At 55.7% G+C, this 24,123-nt stretch carries 24 protein-coding genes; 12 read left to right on the top strand and 12 right to left on the bottom strand.

The features are described 5' to 3' along the window. Positions 1-15 precede the first annotated feature (15 nt). A complete protein-coding gene (locus tag VI895_01460) occupies positions 16-915 on the bottom strand; it encodes a hypothetical protein (protein HLG18467.1) in 900 nt (299 codons plus the stop codon). Between the two features lie 279 nt (positions 916-1,194). Between VI895_01460 and VI895_01455 the strand changes: the two genes are divergently transcribed. Together VI895_01455 and VI895_01450 are read left to right on the top strand one after the other, a co-directional pair. Continuing rightward, positions 1,195-2,577, top strand: a complete 1,383-nt coding sequence (locus tag VI895_01455) for an IPT/TIG domain-containing protein (protein ID HLG18466.1) — start codon at positions 1,195-1,197, stop codon at positions 2,575-2,577. 323 nt (positions 2,578-2,900) lie between these two features. After that, the gene (locus VI895_01450; protein HLG18465.1) at positions 2,901-3,467 is read left to right on the top strand and encodes a hypothetical protein; all 567 of its coding nucleotides are present in this window, start codon (positions 2,901-2,903) and stop codon (positions 3,465-3,467) included. A gap of 14 nt (positions 3,468-3,481) precedes the next feature. On the opposite strand, the gene VI895_01445 is transcribed toward VI895_01450, so the two are convergent. From VI895_01445 to VI895_01415, 7 genes are all read right to left on the bottom strand, one after another. After that, on the bottom strand, positions 3,482-4,693 hold the full coding sequence (locus tag VI895_01445) for a c-type cytochrome (protein HLG18464.1): 1,212 nt from the start codon (positions 4,691-4,693) through the stop codon (positions 3,482-3,484). Between the two features lie 4 nt (positions 4,694-4,697). Beyond that, on the bottom strand, positions 4,698-4,931 hold the full coding sequence (locus VI895_01440) for a hypothetical protein (protein HLG18463.1): 234 nt from the start codon (positions 4,929-4,931) through the stop codon (positions 4,698-4,700). Beyond that, the gene (nrfD, locus tag VI895_01435; protein ID HLG18462.1) at positions 4,928-6,280 is read right to left on the bottom strand and encodes an NrfD/PsrC family molybdoenzyme membrane anchor subunit; all 1,353 of its coding nucleotides are present in this window, start codon (positions 6,278-6,280) and stop codon (positions 4,928-4,930) included. The genes VI895_01440 and nrfD overlap by 4 nt, the downstream gene beginning before the upstream one ends. A gap of 1 nt (position 6,281) precedes the next feature. Further along, positions 6,282-6,968, bottom strand: a complete 687-nt coding sequence (locus tag VI895_01430; protein ID HLG18461.1) for a 4Fe-4S dicluster domain-containing protein — start codon at positions 6,966-6,968, stop codon at positions 6,282-6,284. Continuing rightward, complete coding sequence (locus VI895_01425; protein ID HLG18460.1) at positions 6,969-9,473, bottom strand: molybdopterin-dependent oxidoreductase; 2,505 nt, start codon at positions 9,471-9,473, stop codon at positions 6,969-6,971. A gap of 29 nt (positions 9,474-9,502) precedes the next feature. Then, positions 9,503-10,006 (bottom strand): cytochrome c3 family protein, encoded by a 504-nt coding sequence (locus tag VI895_01420; GenBank protein HLG18459.1) that lies wholly within the window; start codon positions 10,004-10,006, stop codon positions 9,503-9,505. A gap of 105 nt (positions 10,007-10,111) precedes the next feature. Next, on the bottom strand, positions 10,112-11,209 hold the full coding sequence (locus VI895_01415; GenBank protein ID HLG18458.1) for a cytochrome c3 family protein: 1,098 nt from the start codon (positions 11,207-11,209) through the stop codon (positions 10,112-10,114). Between the two features lie 77 nt (positions 11,210-11,286). Here VI895_01415 and VI895_01410 point away from each other — a divergent pair, with 77 nt between their 5' ends. The 3 genes from VI895_01410 to VI895_01400 are packed head-to-tail and all read left to right on the top strand — an operon-like array spanning position 11,287 to position 13,401. After that, a complete protein-coding gene (locus VI895_01410; GenBank protein HLG18457.1) occupies positions 11,287-12,516 on the top strand; it encodes a hypothetical protein in 1,230 nt (409 codons plus the stop codon). Next, entirely contained in the window at positions 12,503-13,105 is a 603-nt protein-coding gene (locus VI895_01405; GenBank protein ID HLG18456.1) for a cytochrome c3 family protein, read from the top strand. Before VI895_01410 ends, VI895_01405 begins: the two co-directional genes overlap by 14 nt. Beyond that, positions 13,102-13,401, top strand: coding sequence for a cytochrome c3 family protein (locus VI895_01400; protein ID HLG18455.1), 300 nt, complete (start codon positions 13,102-13,104; stop codon positions 13,399-13,401). The genes VI895_01405 and VI895_01400 overlap by 4 nt, the downstream gene beginning before the upstream one ends. Before the next feature lie 36 nt (positions 13,402-13,437). Here VI895_01400 and VI895_01395 read toward each other — a convergent pair whose 3' ends face one another. Beyond that, positions 13,438-13,788, bottom strand: a complete 351-nt coding sequence (locus VI895_01395) for a c-type cytochrome (protein ID HLG18454.1) — start codon at positions 13,786-13,788, stop codon at positions 13,438-13,440. 161 nt (positions 13,789-13,949) lie between these two features. Here VI895_01395 and feoB point away from each other — a divergent pair, with 161 nt between their 5' ends. The 4 genes from feoB to VI895_01375 all read left to right on the top strand — a co-directional run bounded on the left by feoB (position 13,950) and on the right by VI895_01375 (position 19,923). Continuing rightward, positions 13,950-16,001 carry a ferrous iron transport protein B gene (feoB, locus tag VI895_01390; protein ID HLG18453.1) on the top strand — a complete coding sequence of 684 codons (2,052 nt, stop codon included), beginning with the start codon at positions 13,950-13,952 and terminating at the stop codon, positions 15,999-16,001. Beyond that, a complete protein-coding gene (locus tag VI895_01385; protein ID HLG18452.1) occupies positions 15,992-16,438 on the top strand; it encodes a FeoA family protein in 447 nt (148 codons plus the stop codon). The genes feoB and VI895_01385 overlap by 10 nt, the downstream gene beginning before the upstream one ends. Positions 16,439-16,524: 86 nt before the next feature. After that, on the top strand, positions 16,525-18,192 hold the full coding sequence (locus VI895_01380) for an NAD-dependent malic enzyme (GenBank protein HLG18451.1): 1,668 nt from the start codon (positions 16,525-16,527) through the stop codon (positions 18,190-18,192). Positions 18,193-18,237: 45 nt separating this feature from the next. Then, positions 18,238-19,923 (top strand): protein kinase, encoded by a 1,686-nt coding sequence (locus VI895_01375; protein ID HLG18450.1) that lies wholly within the window; start codon positions 18,238-18,240, stop codon positions 19,921-19,923. 62 nt (positions 19,924-19,985) lie between these two features. On the opposite strand, the gene VI895_01370 is transcribed toward VI895_01375, so the two are convergent. Continuing rightward, complete coding sequence (locus tag VI895_01370) at positions 19,986-20,429, bottom strand: CBS domain-containing protein (protein ID HLG18449.1); 444 nt, start codon at positions 20,427-20,429, stop codon at positions 19,986-19,988. Positions 20,430-20,537: 108 nt separating this feature from the next. Here VI895_01370 and VI895_01365 point away from each other — a divergent pair, with 108 nt between their 5' ends. Further along, positions 20,538-21,011 (top strand): CBS domain-containing protein, encoded by a 474-nt coding sequence (locus VI895_01365; protein ID HLG18448.1) that lies wholly within the window; start codon positions 20,538-20,540, stop codon positions 21,009-21,011. Next, a complete protein-coding gene (locus VI895_01360; GenBank protein HLG18447.1) occupies positions 20,977-21,459 on the top strand; it encodes a universal stress protein in 483 nt (160 codons plus the stop codon). Before VI895_01365 ends, VI895_01360 begins: the two co-directional genes overlap by 35 nt. Positions 21,460-21,549: 90 nt before the next feature. Here the strand turns inward: VI895_01360 and VI895_01355 are convergent, their stop codons facing one another. Continuing rightward, the gene (locus VI895_01355) at positions 21,550-22,020 is read right to left on the bottom strand and encodes a CBS domain-containing protein (GenBank protein ID HLG18446.1); all 471 of its coding nucleotides are present in this window, start codon (positions 22,018-22,020) and stop codon (positions 21,550-21,552) included. A gap of 277 nt (positions 22,021-22,297) precedes the next feature. Here VI895_01355 and VI895_01350 point away from each other — a divergent pair, with 277 nt between their 5' ends. After that, positions 22,298-22,807: an Hsp20/alpha crystallin family protein gene (locus VI895_01350; GenBank protein HLG18445.1), complete on the top strand. Its 510-nt coding sequence runs from the start codon at positions 22,298-22,300 to the stop codon at positions 22,805-22,807. Positions 22,808-22,859: 52 nt separating this feature from the next. Here the strand turns inward: VI895_01350 and VI895_01345 are convergent, their stop codons facing one another. Beyond that, on the bottom strand, positions 22,860-24,056 hold the full coding sequence (locus VI895_01345) for an NnrS family protein (protein ID HLG18444.1): 1,197 nt from the start codon (positions 24,054-24,056) through the stop codon (positions 22,860-22,862). Between the last annotated feature and the right edge of the window lie 67 nt (positions 24,057-24,123).

The following is a 24,123-nucleotide window of genomic DNA, read 5'->3' as shown; positions in this document are numbered from 1 at the left end:
CGACCCGGAGCTACGCTACAAAAGACTGAGAAGCTCGAAACGGTCTACGACTCGGCCTTGAATGTCTTTGAAGTAGCAGTCTCCTTTGGGCTTTTTCTCTTGGGCGCCGAACGAACAAAAGAGCGCACCGAAATCGGCATGTTGTTTTCGGGTATAAACAGTAGCCCACCAGGGGTTGGCGGCCAGGGTGTCCTTTTGCTTTCGGATTGATTTTCCGCCGATGCCGCTGATGAAGAGAAACGTCTGACCGGGCGCGATCGTAAGAACCGGTTCCTTCGAGAGGATGGTCGGCGGATTCATTTTCGACAATAGATGTGTCCGGGCATAGACGTGCGCGTGGCCGTTTGCCACGATCGCGCCGATCTCACGGCAGGCTTCATAGGCGTCCCATCCGGCTTCGTCCGGTTTCTTCTCGATCTGAAGGAGGCGCTGGTTAAGATGCCAGGAGCAGATTTTCCACGGTTCCTTCCCATGGATAGCCGGATTGCGGATGTAGGAAGAATAGTCGTCGCCGGTCAACCCCACCCCGAGCAACAGAACCCGAAGATTGCGGAACGTGCACGTGGAACGGATTCCAGGGTCACCCTCGCATGAAACTTCTTTGGCTCGTTCGAGGCGGCGGCGGAAGACAGTTTGGTAGTCTTTCCAGCGCTTAAATTCCTCGTCGCCGGGAGCCACGAGGACCGGAAAATTCTCTCCCAACGTCCTGTTGATCATTTCCTCCCATTGTTGGGCGTCGCTCTTGTAGTCGAGATCGCCTTGAATCACGAGCAGGGAAGCGCCTTCGTTTCGAACCATCCGGAAAACGGCATCGGTTGTTTCGCTGTACCCATGATCGGCCAAAAACGCGACCTTGGTGGAAGCGGGGGCGGCAGCCGATATCGCTACCCCAGTCAGTATCGAAACGATCAACACCGTCGTGAACTATAAGAGTGTGTGAAGCCGATTGCTACGTGCCTTGGATAACGCAACGTTCGTCGCCGACATTCTGCCCAAGCAGCGCAGAACTTCATTCAAACTTTGCGGCCTTTTGACGAACGATTTTACGTAACTTCTTAAACTTCCAACATAATATATACCTGGCACACCGGTTGCTGCATTGGCCCCCGGAGAAGGTATGGGGATACAACAAACCTGTCGTCGGTGGATCGTAGCAGCTGAAACAAAGGGGGTTCCCTTTAAGCAAAGACTGACATGCGGAAGCCGAACCTGATCGCTGGGGTAGCCCCCCTCTGTCTCTTGCTTTGTTTCTGTTCATCTCCCGATGGCGAAACAACGTCCTTCCAGCAAAGCGTGACGTTTCTTGGAATTGAGCCCGGTTCGGGGGAAGGCGGATCGGTGGTCACCATCCTCGGGAAGGGCTTCGGGGAGGTTCGCAAGGTTCTTTTCGCCTCAAGAGAGGCGGCGATCCTGCATGCCGAAGACTCGGCGATTGAAGTCCAGGTGCCGGCCGGTGACAGTGTCGGAGCCGTCGATGTGTCCTTGGTCGACGCTCAGGGGCGGAAGGCTGATTTTTTTGATGCTTTCACATACACGCGAGCGACCCTCTGCACGACCCGTCCGAAAATTACGGCATTAACTCCAAATTCCGGAAGGATGGACACGCACGTCGATGTATCGGGGGAAAATTTTGTGGTCGATTTAGCTGGTTCGGCCATCGTTTCCATCGGCGGCGAACGAGCAAGGTACGAGGGGACCGTAAGCCACTCGACGATCGGCGTAGCGGTCCCAAGCCTAGACCACGTCTGTGCCGGCACGTGCAAGGTGGATGTTGTGGCTGCAAATCCCGACGGTTGCTCGTCCGTCCTCGAAGGTGGATTTTTGTACGGCCCCCCGGATTCGGACGGCGACGGTCTGAGCGATCCCGAAGAGTCGACCTATGGAACCGACCCGGCGTCCGTCGACACGGATGGGGACGGACTTCATGACGGCGTGGAAGTCCACACCTATAGGACCGACCCTTTGGCGAAAGACACGGATCGCGACGGCCGGACCGATTACGAGGAGGTGACAACGCAGCCGCTGACCGATCCGACCAACGCGGATAACGATGGAGACGGAGAGGCGAACATGACTTCGGGGGGAACCGACTGCAAGGACGACGATCCGACGGTCTATTCCACGGCTCCGGATGTTTTTGGCAATGGCATGGACAAGAACTGCAAACCGGACGTCGTTGAATGCCAAACCACCCACGCGTTGGGTTACACCGCGAAAGTCACATTCAACCCGGGGACGTATACGAACAACTACTCCTCTTCCCCAACGTACGATACTCAGGCTTTTGGTGGCGATCCCAATTGGGACGGATGCCTCGAGACCAAGGTCGGTTTGAGCGGAGACTACCAATGTCCGTTGATGCGTCCTCACCCGGAATGCTACAGGAGAGATCCCGAAGGCGGCTGCGCCGAATGGATGACATGCCCGGGAGATTCCCGCTGCCGGATGGGCTGGGACTACAGGGGATACGAGGTCGTCCAGGTGAGCGACGTCCTTTATAGGCTTCGGTCGATCGGCAAGGAAAGTAATTCTTCGCTTCCCGCATGGAGCCTCCAGGAGTGCGAGGTCGGCGACTGACATACCCCGGCGGAAGTCCCTCCGCCATCTCCTCCGGCGCCGTATACGACGCCGATCTCGTGATTTCAGAACTCAGGTAGTTCCAGGACTAGAATTACGCTGAAAAGTTATCCGCCCTTTCCGAATTGGATATATGCTCATCGTGTGAAAAAGAGATCCAGACTCGGCGAACGGATGCGGCGAAAGCTTATCGAAAGTGCCCGGCGTATGTCGCCGGAGCAGCGCCTGATCGCCTATGCGGAACATTCCCGTCTTGTGATGGAGATCCACAGGATCGGGAAGTCCTTTCGCTCTAACCGAAAGGCAGAGCGAGATCGATTTCCATGAAGACAACGGGACCTGGACAATCCACGCTGCTCCTCTTGGACGCGGTCGACATCTTGAATCATTTGAAGATTCCGTATGCCGTGGTGGGTGCGATTGCTGCCGCTTTCCATGGTCTGGTTCGCGCCAGCCAAGACGCGGATGTAGTCATTTCGCTGCCATCAGGCGACTTGCCTGAACTTGAAAAGGAGATGCATCGGGCGGGTTTTCTTGTGGAATTGAGTAAAGGAGATGTCGATGACCCGGTGACGGCGGTACTCATGCTTGCGGATGCCTACGAAAACCGAGTGGATTTGTTGTTGGGAATTCGAGGGATGGAAGCGGGAGCTCTGTCCAGAGCTCTGGAGGCCGCCTTTATGGGAGGCCACATACGGATCATTGGGGCGGAGGATTTTATTGCGATGAAAATCTTCGCCGGGGGACCTAAAGATATGGATGACGTGCGAGGGGTATTGGAGGTCTCGCGTGAAAAGCTGGATCTCCCGCTCCTGAAGAAATTGACCCGCCGGTATGGCGCCGGGGAAGCTCGAACACTGGCCTCCCTTCTGTCTAAATTGCGAAGGTAGCCATTTAATAGGGGCTATTTCTTTTTTTCTTTCCGTTCGACGCTTTTTAAGTACGCGAAGATGTTATTCATCTCGTCACCGCCCAGAACCGGCCAGGCTTTCCCGGCGCCCAGGACGGCTTCCGACATGTTTTCCGCGTGATTCACCATCATCCGGAGGATCGACCGGGTGGAGGAAAGAGAACCGACGACCGCGAGATCGGGTCCGATGGTACCCCCGGCTCCGTGGATCGAATGACAGTAGGAACATTGTTTCTGGCCGAATAGCTCCTTGCCCTTTGCGGCGTTTCCCGGCGGTTCCAGAAAATCCAGAAAGAACAGGTATGCGACCAGATCGGGCATCTCGCGCCCTTCGAACGTCGGCCAGCTGATTTTCTCCTCTTTCATCGAACTCATCATGACATCCGCATGGTTCCACATCAGCGCCGCGATGCCCGCCGCGCTCTCATTCAGGCTCGACTTCTCCAGCGACGGCGCCCGCTTCCTCCCCCTTTGTTCGGAGTGACACTTGACGCACCCCTTGCTTTCAAACACCCGTTCTCCGTTCTTCGGATCGCCCGGGGAGAGATACACTTTCTCCTCGGTGTTCCAGCGGCTTACGTTGCGGATGTACGCGCTCATGTCGCTGATTTCCTGACCGTCGAATGTCGGCCGCTTGATTCCCTTTTGTTCGATCATCCGCTGCATCCGGGGCCCGTGATTCCAAACCGCCTGCACCAGGTAGAGCGGCGAAACATATTTCTTGAGCTGATCCAGCGGAGGCGCGTCCCCCGCCTTTTTTTGTTTCCCGACGGCATGACAGGCGACGCACCCTTTCGTCTGGAGGAGGCGCTGGCCGTTGGCGACATCGCCCGGGCTTCCCAAGTATCGCAGATAGTACAGATAGGAAATCAGATAGCCGACCTCGTCCTCGGAGAAACTCGGCCAAGAAAGATTTCGCGTTTTGTATTCCACCAGCATGTCCGGAATGTGGTTCCATAAAATGGATGAGAGCTGGAGAAAGCTCCCGTGAAAATACGTTCCCGCTTCGGCTAAATCGGGACCGACCCCGCCTTTCGCGCCTCCGATCGAATGGCACTGCGGGCAGTGCTTTTGCTCGAAGACAACTCGCCCCTTGAGCGGCTCCGATGGAAGCCAATTCTCCTCCTCACTCCGAGCGAAGCCGCCGAGCATGAAGGATGCGCCCAAAACGACGGTGAACACGGCCATCGGAATCCGCCCGTTCATCGCATTATTCCTTTCCACCTCTCTGTATGCCGACGAAGACATATGTCAGCACGCTCGCGCCTGTGAGAAAGACGGGAATGGCCACCAGGCTGATCGATACGGACGCCGTCGGAGCGTCATGAAGCTTGTTGGCCATCCGGATGAGATGGAGAATCCAGACGCTGATTCCCAAGACGAAGACCCAGATCCCCGCCAGAGAGACGAGCTGGCTGAAAAAAAGAATTTTCTTTTTCGTCATGAATCCCGCCCCTTTCCTTCGAGCGCCATCGGAGGAAGGTAGCTCTCGACCCTTTCGGTCACCTCTTTCACGCCGTGCGTCCTCCCTTCCTGAATTTCCCAAACCGAGATGAGCGGGAAAAACTTGGAGAAGCCGATGAACATCAAGACGAAAAGCGCCGCCATCCCTAAGAAAAGGGACCATTCGGTGTACGAGGGAATATAGAAGCCCGTCGCGTATGGGAGCCTCGGATTCGCGAGCGACGGAACCACGATGTTTAATCGCTCCAGCCACATTCCGATCACCACGCAGATCGACGCCACCAAGATGTTCGGGATGGTTCGGATTTTGGGTGAACTCAAAAGAGCCACCGGAATGACGAAGTTCGCGACGATCATCCCCCAGAAGAGCGGCCAGTATGCCCCCGTAAATTTATAATTCACGACACGAAGTTCCTGCGGTTCGTTCCCGAAGAAGGCCGTAAGGTATTCCGAAAACGTGAAGTAAAACCAGAGGAGCGACATGATCAAAAGAAGTTGTCCCAGGTAGGAGAAGTGAATGGGTTTTAAGTAGTCCTCCAGGTGATAGGCCTTCCGAAAGGCGATCATGACGATCAAGAGCGCCGCGATTCCGGAAAAGATCGCCCCGCACACGAAATAAGGGCCGAAGATCGTGCTGTGCCACCCCGGCTGAATCGTCATGGCGAAGATGTAGGAGATCACCGTATGAACGGATACGGCGATCGGGATGACAATGATCATCATGATCGTCATGGCTCGTTCCAGCACGTGCTTCTGGCGTTCCGTCCCGCGATATCCCCAGGACATCAGGTCGTAGGCCCAGCGAAGCTTTCCTCCCCGGTCCCGAAGAAGCGCGATATCCGGAATGAGGGGCAAATAGAGAAAGACCGTGCTGGCCATAAAATAGGCCGATATCGACGTCACATCCCACAAAAGCGGCGACTGGAGTCTGCCCGACGTAAAGATATTGAAGACCCGGTCCGGCCTTCCCAGATCGATGATCGGCTGGATACCGCCGATCGCAAGAACGAGGGCCGTAATGACTTCCGCCATTCGCGTGATGGGCCGCCTCCATTCAGCCTGTGACAAGCGCAGGATCGCGGAAATGAGCGTCCCCGCGTGGCTGATCCCGATGAAGAAGACGAAGTTGACGATATAGAAACCCCACGTCACCGGCTGATTCATTCCGGTGACACCGAGACCGAACCAAACCTGTCCCGCGAAGGCGAAGAGCATGTTGAGAACCGCCAGGAAAAGCAGGCCGCAAAGAACGAGAAGCTTCGGGGAAACCCGATGAAGCGGTTTGAGGAGATGTTCCTCCGCTCCCAGATCTTCCGGCCGGGCTTTCATGTCATCCTCCCCTCGAAAGGTAGAAGACCTTCGGCTCGGTTCCGAGATCTTCCATGAGACGTTGGGCACGCGGACTCTTGCTGAGCTTGAACACCTGCGTCGACTTGTCTTCCAAGTCTCCGAACAATATCGCTCCGGCCGGACAGGCGTCCTGGCAAGCCACTTTGTAATCCTCCTCGCGGAGAGATCGGTTTTCGGCCCGTGCTTTCTCCCGCGCCACCTGCAGGCGGTGGTGACAAAACGTGCACTTCTCCACGACCCCTTTCGGCCGCTGAGACACATCGGGATTCAAGCAACTGGACCGTTCTTGGCTCCACTTCGGCTCGTACCAGTTGAAAGACTTGACGGTGTACGGGCAGGCCGCTTGGCAATAGCGACATCCGATGCAGCGGGCGTAGATTTGGGCCACAATCCCCTCATCGGAGAGATACGTCGCGCGGACGGGACAAACACGGGTGCACGGTGGGTTGTCGCATTGAAAGCAAGGCCGCGGCACGTACCGAATCCGCACATCGGGATAGTGTTCCCCTTCCACGAACTTCACCATCTCCATCCAGAACATGGCTCGGTTTTCCCGCCCGAGTTCAGCCGAGCCGACGGCGACATTGTTCTCCACTTTGCACCCGGCCACGCAAGCGCCGCAGCCGGTGCACTTATCGAGATCGATCACCATTCCCCATCGCGGCATTTAGCGGACCTTCCTTTCGGATTTCTCAATTTTCACGCGCGTCGCGACTTTCGCCGGCTTTCCCCGCAAGACGTCGCTCACTTCCGTCAGAATCTCATAGGGATTCACACCCACGCCCTTGGCGTAACGCCCGCCGGACGTATGACCCATGCCGAACGGTACGGCCACCGTATGGGGCTCCAACGCTTCATTGAAAACAACCCGCGCGCGAAGCGACCCCGCCGGCGACGAGATTTTCACCCAGTCTTCCGAAACAAGATGATGCTCGTGCGCCGTATGGGGATTCAATTCCACCCAAGAATCCCAGTAAATCCGCTCGGGATAACCAAACATTTCCTGGAGCAACGGCGAAAATGAGCCGAAACCTCTGCGATTTGAAAGCAAGCCGAACGTGACCAACACGTACGGGAACTCTTTTACTTCGCCCGTGAACGTGGGCTCCTCGTAGTGTGGAAGAAAGGCGGCGTCAGCGGTTTCTCGAATTCCCCAGGCAGCCAGTATCCGGCTTGCGGCTTCAGGGGAGGTATTTTCCTTACCCACGGATCGTGCCGCTTCACTTGCTTTGGATTGAAGCTCGTCGAGCCGGAGCATAATTTTCCCCGTGCGCGTCTGAATCGCTTCTTTGATAGACATCACATCCTGCGTCGGATCCCACCACCCGCCGCGCTCCGCCAATACCTTCCAGAAACCTTCGAAGGACTCGTAGACGAGGTTCTGCCAGCCCCGCTCTTTAAGGAACTGCGCCCACGATTCCTCGAACGAGCCCGATACGACGGTTCCCTCGCCGGAAGCGAAAATCCCCTTGAACTTTTGCTGCAAGGCCGAAAGGAAATCCGATTGTGGAAATGCCTGGGCCACACTCCCTCCCAGCTTCGCCGCAACTTCCGTCAGGACATCTCCCGTGTGCCGGGTTTGATAAAGGGGATTCACTACCGGGGAACCGACCGACGCGTGAGCGAACTTGATGCCGGGCGTGTCGGCACTATCGAACCATTTTTCGAGAAACGCATGATCGGGGAGGATCAGATCGGCATATTCCGCAGTCTCGTCCCGAATTCCCGAAAACGAGACGATGAACGGAATCTTCTCGAGCGCTTTGCGAACACTCTTCGCGTACGGGTGGTCAAACGCAGGGTTGGTGCCATAGACCAAGAGCGTATCGATGGAATACGGTTCGCCTTTGGCCATCCGTTCGCACGCGAGGCCCATGGAGTCGGAAACCAAGGGAGCCTGGCGATTCTCGGCTTCGAAGAGGAGAGGTTTGTTCAGCCCTCGCTTCGCGATTTCATCCGGACGAACGACCGGGAGTTTTGAAAACGGTGCCGCCCGCGGAACAAGAAGGCCCCCCTTGGTTTCGATATTCCCGACGAGAACGTTCAGCGAGAGAACCGCGAGCGCGTTCCAGAGGCCGTTGGTCGTATCGGTGCCCAAATTTCCCACGACTGCCAACGACAGGCGCGTTCTTCCGAAGTTCCGGGCCACGTCGATGATTCTCTCCGCGGGAACTCCGGTGATCTTCGCGGCGCGTTCGGGATAGAAGTCCGCGAGGACATAGTCCTTGAAGCCCGCGTGACGATTCCCCCGGTCGTCGGTCCAGGACTCAAAGCCGTCGACGTGGTCGCGGAGAAACGCCGTATCGAGATGCCGTTCTTTGATCAACACATACGCCACGGCAAGCGCAAACGCTCCGTGGGTTCCGGGCAGGATCGGCAGATAAACATCCGCGCTGGCGGCGGTCACGGAATGCCGGGAATCCACGAAAACAAACTTTCCCCGTTCCCCGGCGGCGCCTTCCCTCATTTTCCGGTATCCGTGAATCGCGTGCAGCGGAGAAACGCCGTCGTCCAGAATGTTCGCGCCGAAACTCAGCAGGTAGCGCGCATTCTCGATGTCGTACGCCGGCAGGTTCTTCCAGCCGAAGAGGAGCTGATAGGGCAGATAATCGTGCTCCCCGTCGTCCGTTGCGATCAAATTTCGCGATCCGAATCCGTCCATGAATCGACCGATCGTTTCGTGCATCAACCCGCGTTTTTCGTAAACGAAGCAGGCCAGCTGCTCGGGGGTTCTTTTCTGTCGTAGGGTTCCCAAACGTTCAGCCAATTTGCCCAGCGCCTCGTCCCAACCGATCGCTTTGAATTCCCCCTTCCCCCTCGGCCCCACACGGATGAGCGGCGTCTGAATCCGATCGGGATGGAACAGAAAATCGAGGCCGGCCGCGCCCTGCGGGCAGATGCCTCCACGATTGATCGGGTGTGTCGGATTCCCGTCGATCCGGACGGGGATGTTATCGATCAGTCGGACCCGTATGCCGCAACCCGCCGGGCACAATTGACAGACGGAATTCTTGAACGTCTCGAACCCGGGTCCACGCAACGCTTCTTCAATTAGGTGGTCCGGGACCTTCCAAAGCCAGGCCATGGCGCCCGTTGCCGTACCCCCCAGCGCCGTTCCAGTCGCGCTCGCGCCGAGGATCTTCAGGAATTTTCTTCGGTCAATATTCGCCATGTCGTTTCAGGTCTCCTGTCCGCTCCGCCTCACCGGTGACAAAGAAGGCAGTCATTAGCTACCCCCCTCTTCTCATGGCAATCCATGCAACCTTTCATCGTGATGGCCACGGCCCGTCCGGTCACCGGAGTCATTTTCTCCCCAACCTTTCCGTGACATGTTTCACACAAAATGTTCCCGAGAACCGCGTGCCTTCGATGCGAAAAAAAGATATGCGCGTCCACACGGTAAACCTTCCGCCAAGGAATCTTTTTATTCGACGAAGTATAAGAGAATAACTTCTTCAGTTCCGTTTTATCCGCCGAAGGCTCCTCGGAATGGCAATCCTGGCATACGTCGATGTTCGGAATCGTGGCGCGGGCGCCGCTCTGGACGTTGACGTGGCACGACACGCAATCCATTCCCGCCTCTTCCACGTGAACTTTATGATTGTATTGAATCGGCTGACCGCTCCCGCTCTGACATCCGGAGACGATCAGTGCCGACCCTACGCAACAACACGCATACAAAAGCCATCTTCCGTTCGGTTCCAAATGAATTCCGGTTACTAGAATTAGGAGAACAGAACGCCTCCTTGTGAACCATGATTTGTATCAGTTCTCGTACGGAAACTATTTTGACCGGATGCCGTTTGGTTCTTAAGGTTTCGGGTGTCCCGAGTCCGGCTTAGATAGAGGCACAGCCTCCAAGCGATCGTAGGCTCTCGCTTCATGGCAACCCGGGAAACAGCTGCCGCCGTTCTCCGCCGTCTTGAAATTCGTGGGAACCAAGAAACCGAAAAAGGGAACTTGCGACGGAATGAGGTGCTCTCCCGCCGCCGCATGCACGTCGTGGCAGGCGGAACAGGAGCGGCCCAGCGGATCGTTCAAGATGTGGACCGCATGGAGATTTTTCTTGCCGTTTCGAAACGCCGTCCCCTCCTCGGTCTCCTTGGCTTCAAAACCGGCCGCTTCATGGCACTCAAAACAGAGGCCGTACGCAGAAATCGATGGATTGCCGTACCAGGCCGTCGGATACGAACGGACGAGGAGCCGCGGGAGTTCGCTCCCATGCGGATTATGGCAAGAGACGCACCCATCGGCGACGGGGTCATGGACGGTCGCTTTTTTGTCGGTGAGCTTACCGGCGATATCGACCAGAGTTCCCTGAGGTGTCGAGATTTCCTTGTTGTGACATCCCAAGCAGAGTTCTTTCGGCGATTTTCGGAGAAGTTTCGGTATTTTCGACAGGTGACCTTCGTGACAGCTCAGGCAGGCGAGTTTTCCGTCGGCCACCAGATGATCGCTCGAACCTCGCGAGGAAATTGCGGCGATCTTTTCGTGGCATGGCTGGCAAAGTGCCGGCGACTCTTCCCGCAACAAAGCCGGCTGGTCGGACGAGTGCGGATTGTGGCAAGCGGTGCACTTCGCTTCGCCGTACGGCTTGTGAATCGATTTGTCTTTCGCGGCCTCATGGCAATCTCCGCAGGCCTGGCCGACGTCGATCTTCTCGAATTTATGTTTGGCACCCGCCTGGTCGGGACTGCTCCCCTCCGAAGGTGTATGGCATCCGTCGCATGCGCCATCCTCGATCGCCGAATGCACGACTTTCGCGTTCATGAGAACGGCATGGCATCCCTCGGCGATACAGCCGCTCTTAGGTTTCTCCTTTTCCGCCAGCGCCGGGGAAACACTCAGCAACGTGAAAATAAGACTCCACAACCCCAATGGATGCCGAGCGCGCATTTCTTTGATCATGCCCTTGACGGGAATTATCCCGGCATGATGCATATCATGGTTCTTATTCTTCGGGAGACGAACACTAAAATATCCATATGCCATTTCTTTTTCGAGGGGTGTATCGGACGCTGGGATGGATGGTCATTCTTGCTCCAACACTCTCTTGGGCCGGTCCGACCGTCGAACTCAGATCGTATAATCAGATCCGGGAAAATCTGATCGGAGACCGGGAACTCCCGTGGGTGAATCGCCTTCGCCTGAGCGCCCCAATTTCCCCGCTGCAAGGGGAATTTTCAATGGACGGCCAGATTTTGTCCAATCTGATAAATCCGGACAACAAGGCCGATCTTTACCAAGCGAGTGTTTCGTGGAATCGGCCCGAATGGGGAATGAACGCCCAGGCGGGGAGATTTCTGGCGAACCCGTTCGAGTCGCTGATCCTTCTCGACGGCGCGCAAGTTTCTCTGGGTACCCGGAGACGAATATCGGGACGTCTCTTCGGCGGCTTGCGAAGGCATCCTGAAATTTCCGATTTCGACGAAGAATCCACGTTGATCGGCGCCGACCTGACGCTGCAACCGTTCTCCTCGACCACACTGACGATGGGGTATCGGTATGAAGACGATCTGGAGACAGTCCACCGGCAATGGATCGTGGCCGGAGCCAAACAAGCGCTCCCGTTTTTTTGGACGCCTCTATTATATGGTTCGATCGATTACCTGGCGGACAAAACCCTTTTCGGATCAGGTCGTGCAGGACTTGAACTCTTCCCCATGGATGCCTTGCTCCTCTCCGGAGAGTTCGCCCGATACAACGAATCCCGCGATAATTTCGAATGGCAGGACCGGATTTTTACGCTCTTTTCCCAGGGGGAGGAATGGCAAGGGAGAGGTGCAGCGGCGTACCGAGTCTCTTCGAAACTTTCGGTTCAGGCGGGGTACAGTTTTCAACGTTATGAAGTTCTGACCACCCGATCCGAGGACGGCCATATGGTGGATGGCGGGTTTCAATGGATCGAGGGGGTTCGCCCCTGGATCGCCTCCGTCCGAGCATTCTTTCAGGATAGTTACGGCGGACGATCCGGAGGATTCACGAGCTCGCTCGAAAAACAGATCTCGCTCGGATGGCGGGCCAGAGGATCTTTCGCCGTCGCTCGATATGACAAGGTGACCGGGTCGGAAGATTACGCTCTTCACACCGGCCTGGGATGCTTGTACGCATGGCGATGGGGACTTGAGCTCGGCGTAAACGGCGAAATCAATTCGAACATCGATCAAACGGCGGATGTTCGCGTGGGAGTCTCGGCTCGTTATGTTTATTTCTAAACTACGCCAACATTTTTTCTGGATCGCGCCGATCGCCGTTACGATCATCGGCGGATGCGTCCGCACCGGGGACTGGCGCCAGGTCACACCCAAGCAAACCGTTCATCCATCCATTTTGTTTAACCACGCCGTTCATGCGCCTGTAATTCAGGAGAAGAATCTCCATTGCTTGAGCTGTCATCCGCAGCGCGACGCCCTAAAACCGCTCGTAATAACGAGCGAAGCCGGCCCGGTATGGAAGTGCCATGACTGTCATCGCAAACCGGAGATGGCCGCGCAGGCCACCCAAAGATGTTTTCTCTGTCACAAGGATGTCCGGCCGCTAATCCCGGCGGACCATCGTCTCGATTGGACGCAGCGGCACGCCGTCTTCGCCCGATTGGACGAGTTTTCCTGCGCCACGTGCCACGATCGATCGAGCTGTGTCGATTGCCACATGCAGCGTGATTCGATCCTTCAGACCGTCCATCCGCGCACGTTCCTTTACGTCCATTCCGTCGAAGCGCGGGCGAATCCTCATTCGTGCGGTTCGTGCCATCAGATTCAGTTTTGCCGGGATTGCCATACGAAGAAAGGAATCTCCTTTTGACCCGCCCAACGTACATCCTTTTCTTCCTCGCGGTCCTCATGAGCGGCTGCGGTCATGACAGTCCGGGCGAAAATTATGGAGACATTATTAACTCGCCGCAGTCGTTGATTCTCACGGAAGAAGAGCATCAGCCGGGGTGGCAGCGTTCAGATTGCTTCGGGTGCCACCTTCCGAAGAACATCCACCAGAGTAATCAGAGTTCGCTTGCCGGGATCGATCTGGACGCGATACAGGAAATCGTCCGCACACAGGGCGAGGCCGCCTGCGCCGGTTGCCACGGCACAAACGGCCTCTAAACTGACCGGCTTTGAACAGCCTAAAAACGGTCTTTGTTACTTCGTGCCGCCCTGCAAATGACGAACGTATGCGACCAGTTCAATCGCCTCTTCCGGCGTCGCTTTGGTCGCCTTCATCTTGTCTTTTCCTTCCAGGATCATTTTCTTGATGTCGTCGTCCGTCTTCTTCTTGGCTTCATCCGAGATGATGCTCAACATTTCCGGCTTTTCCAATTTAAGCGTCTTTACGACCGGCAGCCATTCACCGGTGGGCTTTTTCCCACTCCCATCCTCGGCATGACATTTCTTGCAATACTTATCGAACAACGCCTTCTGCGAGGCGAGTTTGTCTTGCGCCATGGCACTCGACGCGAAAAGAACACCCAAAACCACAACAAGCGATTTCATTCTGATCCTCCTGATTGAATTTCTGACGACAACAACCTCACGATCTTAGCGCGCAGTCTTTTACATGACTCCGCCGTTTCGCGAAAGATTCGCCCGACCCCTAAGCCCGACCCTGTTCCATATCATGTTTTGCTTAAGCCAACCCGAGCAGAATTCAAAAGGTGATTGCCCACTCGCAATGCGCCGGGGCCGCGATAGCGGAGGCACCGGCGCCCACGCCCACGACCTCGACGCTCTTGGTCGGAAATCCCAACGTAGGGAAGAGCGCGATATTCGGGCATCTGACCGGCCATTACGCCCATGTGTCGAATTACCCGGGGACGACCGTCGAAATTCTCCAGGGTATTTTCAAAGGCCGGAATACCAAAATCCTCGATCTGCCGGGAACGAACAGTCTATTCGCCGTTTCCGACGCGGATCGCGTCGCTCGGGATGCGCTCCTCGACCGATTGGACCACCCCGGCCTGGAAGTCATTCAGGTCTGCGACGCTAAAAACCTTCGGCGGGCTCTTTTCCTGACGATTCAGTTGCTTGAATTGGAGGCACCCACCGTCCTTGTATGTAACATGATGGACGAGGCGCTCGCAGCCGGATTTGAAATCGACTTCAAGGCTTTCCGCGAGGAACTCGGCGTTCACGTACTGGGTACCGTGGCTACTCAGAATAAGGGACTTGAAGAGCTATTGGACCTCAAGCTTCGCTACCAGCGCGGACGAATCCGTCTTTCGTATCCGCCGGCGATTGAATCCGCGCTCCACCGGATCGCGTCCTTGATGCCGGCTGAAATGCCGGGGCGCCGGGGGCGAGCGCTGCTGCTTTTGATTGGAAACGGTTCGTTGCCCGGCCGCGCGAAATCGTGGCTCCACGACCGGGCGAGGGAGGCCGAGACTACCGCGAATCAATTGCGAGAAGAACTCGGCCCCGGGCTTTTAGCGGAAGTCGCACGTTGCCGGTTTGAATGGGTCGATCGCGTCTTGAGCGTCGTCCGTCGCCAAAAGATCACACAGTCGCAGACGTGGCTCACGCGATTGGGCGAAATAACGACACACTCGGTTTGGGGTTTCCCTCTGGCTCTCGCCGTGCTTTATGGCATCTATCTATTCGTCGGCGTATTGGGAGCCGGAAAAGCGGTGGATTTCCTTGAAAACACCGTCTTCGCAAAATTTCTGACGCCGGCTTTCGATTGGACGCTCCGAGTACTTCTGCCGGCATCGTGGGAACCCTTTTTCATCGGCGCGAAAGGCGTGGAGATCGGGACGGGTCCCGGCCTTTTGATCGGCGACTACGGCCTCTTTTCCATGGCGCTTTCCTACTCTGTCGCCATCGTCCTTCCGATCGTCGGTTTTTTCTTCATCGCGTTTTCGATTTTGGAGGACAGCGGCTACCTGCCGAGGCTCGCAATTCTGTTGCATCGATTTTTCCGTCTGTTCGGCCTCAACGGCCAAGCCGTGATGCCGATGGTTCTCGGCCTGGGATGCGACACCATGGCCACGATCACTACACGAACGCTCACCAGCCGAAAAGAACGGATCATCGTCACGCTGCTCCTGGCGCTCGCCATTCCGTGCTCGGCCCAGCTCGGCGTCATCCTCGGGCTCCTCGCTCAGCTGAGCCTGGCGGCCACGCTCTGGTGGGTGGGAACCGTCGTCGCCGTCATGATGGTCGTGGGTTTTTTAGCCGGGAAACTCTATCCGGGACGCGGGAGCGATTTCATCCTCGAAATACCCCCCTTGCGCAAACCGTTGGGCTCAAACGTCTTGATTAAAACAGCCGCTCGAATCGAGTGGTATCTGCGCGAAGCCGTCCCGCTCTTTTTTCTGGGCACATTTATATTGTGGTTTCTGGACCGCCTTTCCGCGCTTCGTTGGCTGCAGCAAGCAGCTTCTCCCTTAGTGACCGGGTGGCTCGATCTCCCGGCGAAAGCCACGGACGCTTTTTTGATCGGGTTTCTCCGCCGGGATTACGGCGCCGCCGGCCTTTACGATCTATTCCGGCCGGGATTGGCGGCCGGGCGCGTGGCGCCGGAAACGGAGATTCAAGTGGTGGTTGCGATGGTGACAATGACGCTTTTCATTCCATGTATCGCCAACTTCTTTGTGGTGATTAAAGAACATGGCCTCAAAACAGCGGCTTGGATGACGGCCCTGATTTTTCCTCTCGCGTTTTTCGTGGGTGGAATGGTCAATCTCGCCATGAGGTCCGCATGGCTCTGACACCGGAAGTTTCCCTTCGCTGTCCTCTATGCAACAAAGCGTTCTCGCCGCAAGCGGAAACGTGTGCCTGCCCGTTTGCCGGAAAATGCGGCTTGATCCGCTGTCCTACGTGCGGTTATGAATTTCCGGATCCCTCTCGATCGATCGCCGCGCGATGGCTGAGCCGCATTTTCGGAACGCACCAACATCCAAGAATCAACGGCGAAGGAGGCATGACCCGCTTGTTGGATCTGCAACCCGGACAATGTGGTGAAGTCGCGGCGCTTCAAGTGAGTCATCCCACGCGACTCAATGAACTCTCTTCCCTAGGCATTCTTCCGGGGACCCGACTCCGACTGAAACAGCTCAGGCCGTCCGTCGTTATACAGATTGACGAGACGACGTTAGCGCTGGATTCCGATGTCGCGGGTGAGATTCTTCTCGTTCCGAATCGCTGATCCGAATCATCTTGTCATGCGCCGAATCGCGGTAGAAAATGCCCTGAATCGCGCCGCTTAAAGCCGCGCCGGAAAAGGAGAAAATCATGTCATCGAGCAAACATCGATCCCTGGATGAGCACACGCTTCGCGTCGCCTATACGGGTGACGAACTGCTTCACGACCCGGGGTTGAACAAAGGCACGGCATTCACCGCCGATGAACGGCGAAGACTCGGCCTGGAGGGGCTTCTACCTCCCCGGATCTGTTCGCAAGACGAACAGGTGGCTCGAGTCTTGGAAAACTACCGAAAAAAACCGAATGAACTCGAGAAATTCATTCATATGGGAGGTCTCCAAGACCGGAACGAGACCCTTTTCTACCGCGTCATTCAAGATCACATCGAAGAGATGATGCCGGTTATTTACACGCCCGTCGTGGGAAAGGCTTGCCAGCTGTACGGCCATATCTTCCGGCGGTCGCGCGGCATGTTCCTCACCCGCCATGAACGCAGCCGCTTCCGCCAAGTTCTCAAAAATTGGCCGGAGAAGGATGTTCGCGTCATCGTCGTGACGGACGGCGAGCGAATCCTCGGTTTGGGTGATCTGGGCGCCAACGGCATGGGGATTCCGGTGGGAAAACTGGCCCTCTACACCGCGTGCGCGGGCGTCCACCCCAGGCAATCGCTGCCGATCACGCTGGACGTCGGCACGAACAATCAGGAACTCTTGAAAGATCCGCTCTATTTGGGAACGCAAGCGCCAAGATTGAAAGGGAAGGAATACGACGATCTCATAGAAGAGTTCGTCAGTGCGGTCCAGGATATCTTCCCGAAGGCCCTTCTTCAATTCGAGGACTTCGCCAATCACAACGCTTTCCGGCTTTTGAACAAATACCGGGAGCGGGTTTGCTGCTTCAACGACGACATTCAGGGAACCGCCGCCGTAACCGTGGCGGGAATTTATTCGGCCATGAAGATCACGCAGAAAAAGCTGACGGACCAGACAATTTTGATGCATGGAGCGGGTGAAGCCGCCATCGGGATCGGCGACTTGATCGTCAGCGCGATTATGGAGGGCGGGTTAGCCAAACCGGAAGCGATATCACGATGCTGGTTCGTCGACTCCAAGGGACTCGTAGAAAGCTCTCGCAAAGATCTTCAGGAACATAAACGTCCGTACGCACATTCCCACGCGCCGATGGCGGATCTTTTCCAGGCCGTTCGTTCATTGCGACCGACGGCGCTTGTGGGCGTATCGGGTCATCCGAAGCAGTTTACCAAGGAGATATTGGAAGAAATGGCCAAGCTCAACGAGCGGCCGGTCGTATTTGCTCTGTCGAATCCGACCTCCCAGGCGGAATGTACGGCCGAAGAAGCATACGTTCACACCCGAGGGAGGGCGATCTTCGCCAGCGGCAGTCCGTTCGATCCGGTGACGTACGAAGGCAAGCGTTTCGCTCCCGGCCAGGGAAACAACGCGTACATTTTCCCCGGCGTCGGCTTGGGCGTCGTTCTTAGCGGAGCAAGATTCGTGACGGATGAAATGTTTTTCGCCTCGGCGAAGACGTTGGCGCAGCACGTATCGAAGGAGGACCTGGAGCGTGGATCGATTTATCCGCCTCTATCGAAAATCCGGGAAGTCTCGGCGGCTATTGCAGGGGCCGTTATGGAGATCGCTCATCGGCGGGAGCTTGCGCGAGAACCGAAGCCGTCCGATATTCCGAGCTTCGTTCAGGCCAAACAGTACCGGCCGACGTATCTGAACTACGTTTAAGTACGATATCCTCTCCGTCTTAAGCGGGGGTATAATGCATCGAAGATGCCCCCTCGTCTCGGCAGATACCATCTAATCCACAAGATCGGCGAAGGGGGGCTCTCCAATGTTTACCTTGGAGTAAAGGATCAACAGCCGTATGCGGTTAAATGCCTGAAAGCCGAACGAGTTCATGAACCTCAGGCCGTGGCGGACTTTATTCGTGAAGTTCGGATCGGTTCGAAATTGCGCCATCCCAACATCCTTCCCATTCTCGATCAAGGACGGATAAACGACACGTACTTCCTGGTCATGGAGCTTTTGCTTGGCGGAAGCGTTCAGCAACTGATCGACGATTATCAGCAGGCGGGACAAAAAGTGCCCCTGCCGCTTTCCCTTTATTTGATCCGAGATTGTTGCCAGGCCCTCCGTTATCTTCACCGAACGTCCATCTTTGAGAACTCGAATTCCGTTCTGTTCCATGGCGATTTATCGTCGGACAACGTGATGATCGCTCAGGACGGCACGATCCGCATCGTCGATTTTGGAAGCGCCGGGCAGGAAAGCTTTGCCGATGCCACACACCGACACTTTGGAAAGCTCGCTTTTCTTCCCCCTGAGGTTTTCAAAGGTGCGGCACCCAGCACCGGAACGGACATCTACTCGCTTGGCGTCTTGGCGTTCTATCTCTTCTTCGGTCAACGCCCCTTCGAAGGGACCAGCAAAATTGACCTAACGCGCGCGATCGAGGAGGGTTCGATCCCTCGCCTTCCCTGCAAAGATCTGGTTCGAAGCTCAAATGATGAAAACGTTCTTCGGATCTTTTTCAATCGTGCATTGGGCAAAGAACTGGAGATGCGTTTCAAAACCGTGGACGAGTTTGAGCGGCATTTATTTCACGTTCACTTTTCCCAGCAGCCGTTGACGGAACTTACGGAAGTAACCGGTTATTTTCATGAGCGTTTTACAAATCGCTTACGAGTCCTGGATGCAGAATGGACGGCTAAATTGAATGAGTTTCGAACTTCGGACAAAGCCGATAGGGCTGCCGCCAACGCTTCTTCCAATCTGGAATCTTTGCTCGCCCAAGCCGACCGCCGAAAGCATCCGCGCATTTCCACGGAAACGGCGGCGATCCAAACGGACCTCATCGACACGGTCCAGCGGGCAAAGGTTCAATTCGAAGTTCGCGAGCTAAGTTGCGGCGGAATGCTCGTAAAGTGGGAAGGGTTGGTCCCCCGGCGTGGGCAGGAATATCCCGTCGTCGTTCACCTGGGCGCCGGATACGCCCAGGTTCGTGGCGTCGGCCGGCTTCTTTATGAGGTCTCGAAAGACAAAAAAACATTCGCCGCGCTCCGGTTCACGGAGATTCCACAATCCGGCATTGCCGCTCTGAATCATTACATCCAAAACCACCTTCAAGACCACGACCCGTCCGAACAACAGGAACGAAATGAACCTGATCTTGTTGTCCTGGATGTTTTTTTTATGACCGCCGACGCGCTTCGGGTGGAATTCGAAAGGAACATGAAACATGGCGGAATGTTCATAGAGTCGGAACGTTTCGTAGAGACCGGTGAAACGGTTTTCGTTCGAATCCACCTTCCTCACACGTTTCAGCGGATTCTATTGAAAGGAAAAGTTGTCGTCTGCCAGCCCGTCGACCAGCGGAAACATAGCGTCAGCTTGCATCTCGAGATGAAACCAGAGCAACTAGAAACGCTCGTCAGCCAGTTTTCGGGTCCTTCTTGATATCGATATCCCCTCGGCAAGGGCGCTTGGGCCCATGTCGAAGGGATGCCGCAATAGCCTTGTCAGATCACGACGACCGGGCGCGAACTGCCCTCTCGGCGCGTGACTTCTTCCAGCACGCGCCCGGAACGCCGATGAGGCTCCGCACGGGCGATATCGGACAGACTGATCACGCCCACCGCTTTGCCTTCCTCGTTCATGACGAGGATTCTCGACTTTCTTTGCTGGCTCATCTTGGCCTCGGCGTACCCGAGTTCGTCTTCCGCGCCGCACGATAACAGATGTCGCGTCATGATCTCGCGCACCGGAAGTGCGAACGATTTTTGTACGGCCACAACGCGGCACGTAATGTCCCGATCGGTGACCACTCCAACCGCCCGATCGTTCACATCCAGAACCGGGACAAAACCGATATTATGATCGCGCATCAGCTTTGCGCAGAGATGAATGGGGTCTAATTCTCGGCAGAAACGAACGTTGCCGTTCATGAGATCTTTGCATCTCATTTCACACCTCCTATAGGAATTTCTCTTTCTAACGCGCTGCAGTCATCCGTCTATGATGGGGATCATAGTATACCGAGCCCGAAGCGGGATTCTATCTCTGGGTATACGATGCAAGTTTCCGACATCATGACCACGAATCTCTTTACACTGCTCGAGAATCAAACGCTCGACATGGCGGAGGAGATTATGAAATGGCATCGAATCCGCCACATTCCCGTCATCGACGACAATCGTCGGTTGGTCGGCCTGGTCACTCACCGGGACCTATTGCGGGGGGCCATTTCTTGTTTTGCGAATCCCCATCCCGATCATCAAAAGAATCTAAACGCGCACATTCCTGTTCGTGATCTGATGCGAAGCCATGTCGTAACCGCAAGTCCGGATATGCCGCTCGAGATGGCCGCGGAACTGATCGCTAAGGAGAAGGTGGGTTGCCTTCCGGTAATTGAGAACGGGAAGCTCGTGGGAATCGTCACTGAGGTCGATTTTGTAGCCCTCGTTCAGGCGGCGCTCGGAAAGAAACTTAATCTACAGAAAGGAGCCTCCCATGACCATGATCCAGAAAATTTTGGTACCCATTGATTTTTCCGATGCTTCAAAAGAAGCGGCCGAACAAGCGATGGAGTTATGTAAAGCCTTTAACGCCGAATTGCGCCTGGTTCACGTCCGGGATTTGAGCGGTTTGGTGATCTACGGCGAGGATTCGCTCTGGCCGGGACGAAATCTGGAACAAAAGACAAACGATACGGCGCGGAAAGAAATGGACAAGTACATTCAGGAGTTAAAGGCGCCCGTAAAGGTGACGTCGGTGGTCGTATCCACGAATCGTTCGGTTCCGCAGATGATTTGTGACGAAGCGGACGACTCCGGAGCCGACTGGATCGTGATGTCAACGCACGGACGAACGGGAATCGACCGCTTTGTGATGGGCAGCGTAGCCGAAAGGGTGGTGCGAAACGCCCTGTGCCCGGTGCTCACGGTCCGGTGGCATAAGTTCCAGGTCCACAACGCCGAAAAAGAAGCGGCCTAGTCCGGTAATACAAGGGGGAACTAGTCGGGCTAAGCTGACACAAAAATAGCCTTGGGTGGCAGGAGCCCAAGGCTATTTTTGCGTGATCAACTAGATCAGAGGTAGGAGATCCATCGTCGTGACGATACCCTCTAGACGGTCTCCGCCGTTCATGACCATCACCCGATGAATCTTCGCCTGGAGCATCGTCTGTGCGATGTCTCGAACCGGAGCGTCGGGGTGAACCTTGTAAACCGCGGAATTCATGACGTCTCCGACCAGCATGCCCTGCCGCTCAATGTGCATCTGCGGAACCTCGTCGATCAAATTCATGTTGTCCCATGACATGTCGTAAAATTCCGGGCGGTTGCGCGAGCCGGACACCGAGTCGGGCCGGTCGACGTCCACGCCAACGATATCGCGCATCGATACGACGCCGACGATCCTCCCCCTCTTATTGGTCACGGGGGCGCCGCTGATTTGGTTTTCGATCAGAAAAGTGGCGAGTTCGCGAACGGTCATATCTTCCGGCACGGTCATGACGTCGCGCTTCATTATATCCCGAGCTCGATACGTCGACATACGACCTCCCTTGTAATTGAAGTCATTCTGCGCATCCCGCCAGAAACAAAACTGATTTGTCTCACGGTTTTTCGGTTCTAGGGACGGAGGACGTGGCGATTCGTGCAGCTACCTGCGATTCGGCCCGCCGTCGTTGAAATTACGGCACATATTTGATGTTAATATTTATCAAAAACCATGACACATGTCAGTGAATTTTCTCTTTTCGGACGTAGAAAAAGTTTGCGGGTTGTAACGGGCTGTCAAACGTCAACCAAAGAAAAGAAAGGAGACTTGAATGGCACTACCCAATGTCATCCCGATTCTTCGAGAGTCGCAAGCGCCTCGAAAGAGATTCGGTGAAGAGTCTCCGTTCTTCGCTATGCCGCGCCTGATGAGCCGCATGTTCGACGAGTTATATCGCGACTTCATGCCAACTCAATTCCGCTACATGACGGAGAGCGTGGAGGCTTACACGCCGAAGATCGACGTCAAGGATACCGAAAAGGATATCCAGGTGTTGGCTGAACTTCCGGGAGTGGACGAGAAGGACATCGAGATTTCTCTCACCAACGAAACGCTGACCATCAAAGGCGAGAAGAAATCCGAGGTCGAGGAGAAACGGAAAGATTATTACTGGGCTGAAAGAGCCTATGGATCTTTCTATCGTTCGATTCCGCTTCCCTGTGAGGTGAAAGCCGATAAAGCGGAAGCCGTATTTAAGAAAGGAGTTTTGTCGGTTCTTCTCCCCAAGACTGACGCGGCCAAAACTGAGCGGAAGACCATCCATCTGAAAACCGCTGAGTAACTTGACTGACTGATGCTCCGAAGGGAGGGAGAGGGAAACCTCTTCCTCCCTTTTATTTTTTCCGAACGACGATCGTGCGGGTCGAAAAGAGTGCGCCCCAAAGGAGGAGGCCGAAAAGCCAGAAGGTTCCGGCCAATCCGAGGAGGGGGAAATACGCGTCCACAAATAGCGGCGCGATCGCACGACAAATCAGCGCGCCGAACAGAAGAAACGCGGCGAAGAACAAAGACTTCGATCGTCGCTCTAGATCCAGAGGATAATTTCCGTGGGACAGGATCACGCGCGTGGCGATCGCCAAAATCATCATTCCAAATCCGCCGATAAACATGACGTGCAAGACCTCCACGCGATATCGCGGATGAATGGCGGAACCCCAGAGCGACAAGCAGACCGCCCAGGACGAAAATTTCAGCACTCCCACCAGGACCCCTTTGGTTTTTGTCCGGCGATGGAGCTTCATGGTTCCCAAGAAAATCAGTGTCGCCGCGATCGCCCGGAGCCAGAGGCCGATCTTTTCGGAGACCGCGTATTCCGCGACAAAAGAAAAAAGAAGAACCAGCGCGATCCCAAGATAGGCAAGATGTTTCCGCGTAAAACGGACGCCCTCCCCCATCTTCGAAATGAGCGGAGAGGTGGCGTCGAAACCGAAAAACATCGGAGCGAGCTTGCCTCCGATTCCCAGGACGAGCATCAACATCATGCCTTCGGACATCAATCTGCGCCCGAAAACTTCGGCGCCGGACTCCATGAAGCCGAACAGTCCCGCCACGCGAAGAGTCGCGGCGAACAAACCGATCAAAAGAGCCGCGCCTACAAATACAAATTCAGGAGGCGGATCCGATTTCCGTTTCCGAAAACGGCGAATGGCGTAGATCGCCAGCGAAATCATATTGATCAGATATGCCGCTCGGCCGATGGGAAAATATCCAAACGCGGTGGCCACATTTCCGATCAAGAACAGGCCGGAAAACCAGGCGAGCTCCGGCCACGTCGCGTGCCACGTGAGCGAAAATCTCGGAAGCGCGGTCATCAAGAAACCCAGCACGAACGCGAATAGGAAGCCCTGCAGCTGAAGCTCCACGTGGATGGACGATGGAATCGTCGAAATCCACCCGACCGCATAAAGGGGCCAGATTCCGACTCCGACCAGGCCGGCCACCACGCCCAATGGGAAAAAGACGCGGTACGGATCAATGGCGTGCTCTGAAGCCGGTGTCCCGTGGGTCTCAGTAATGGGTATGGGCTTCATTCGCCTGTGTCTCCGCGGTCCGATTCACTCTTCTCAACATGATCCAAGTCATACTTTCGCACCGACC

Source organism: Bdellovibrionota bacterium (assembly GCA_035292885.1).
Classification (GTDB): domain Bacteria; phylum Bdellovibrionota_G; class JALEGL01; order JALEGL01; family DATDPG01; genus DATDPG01.
Note: the sequence above shows the minus strand (reverse complement) of the source record. Positions and strands in the feature narration are given on the sequence as shown.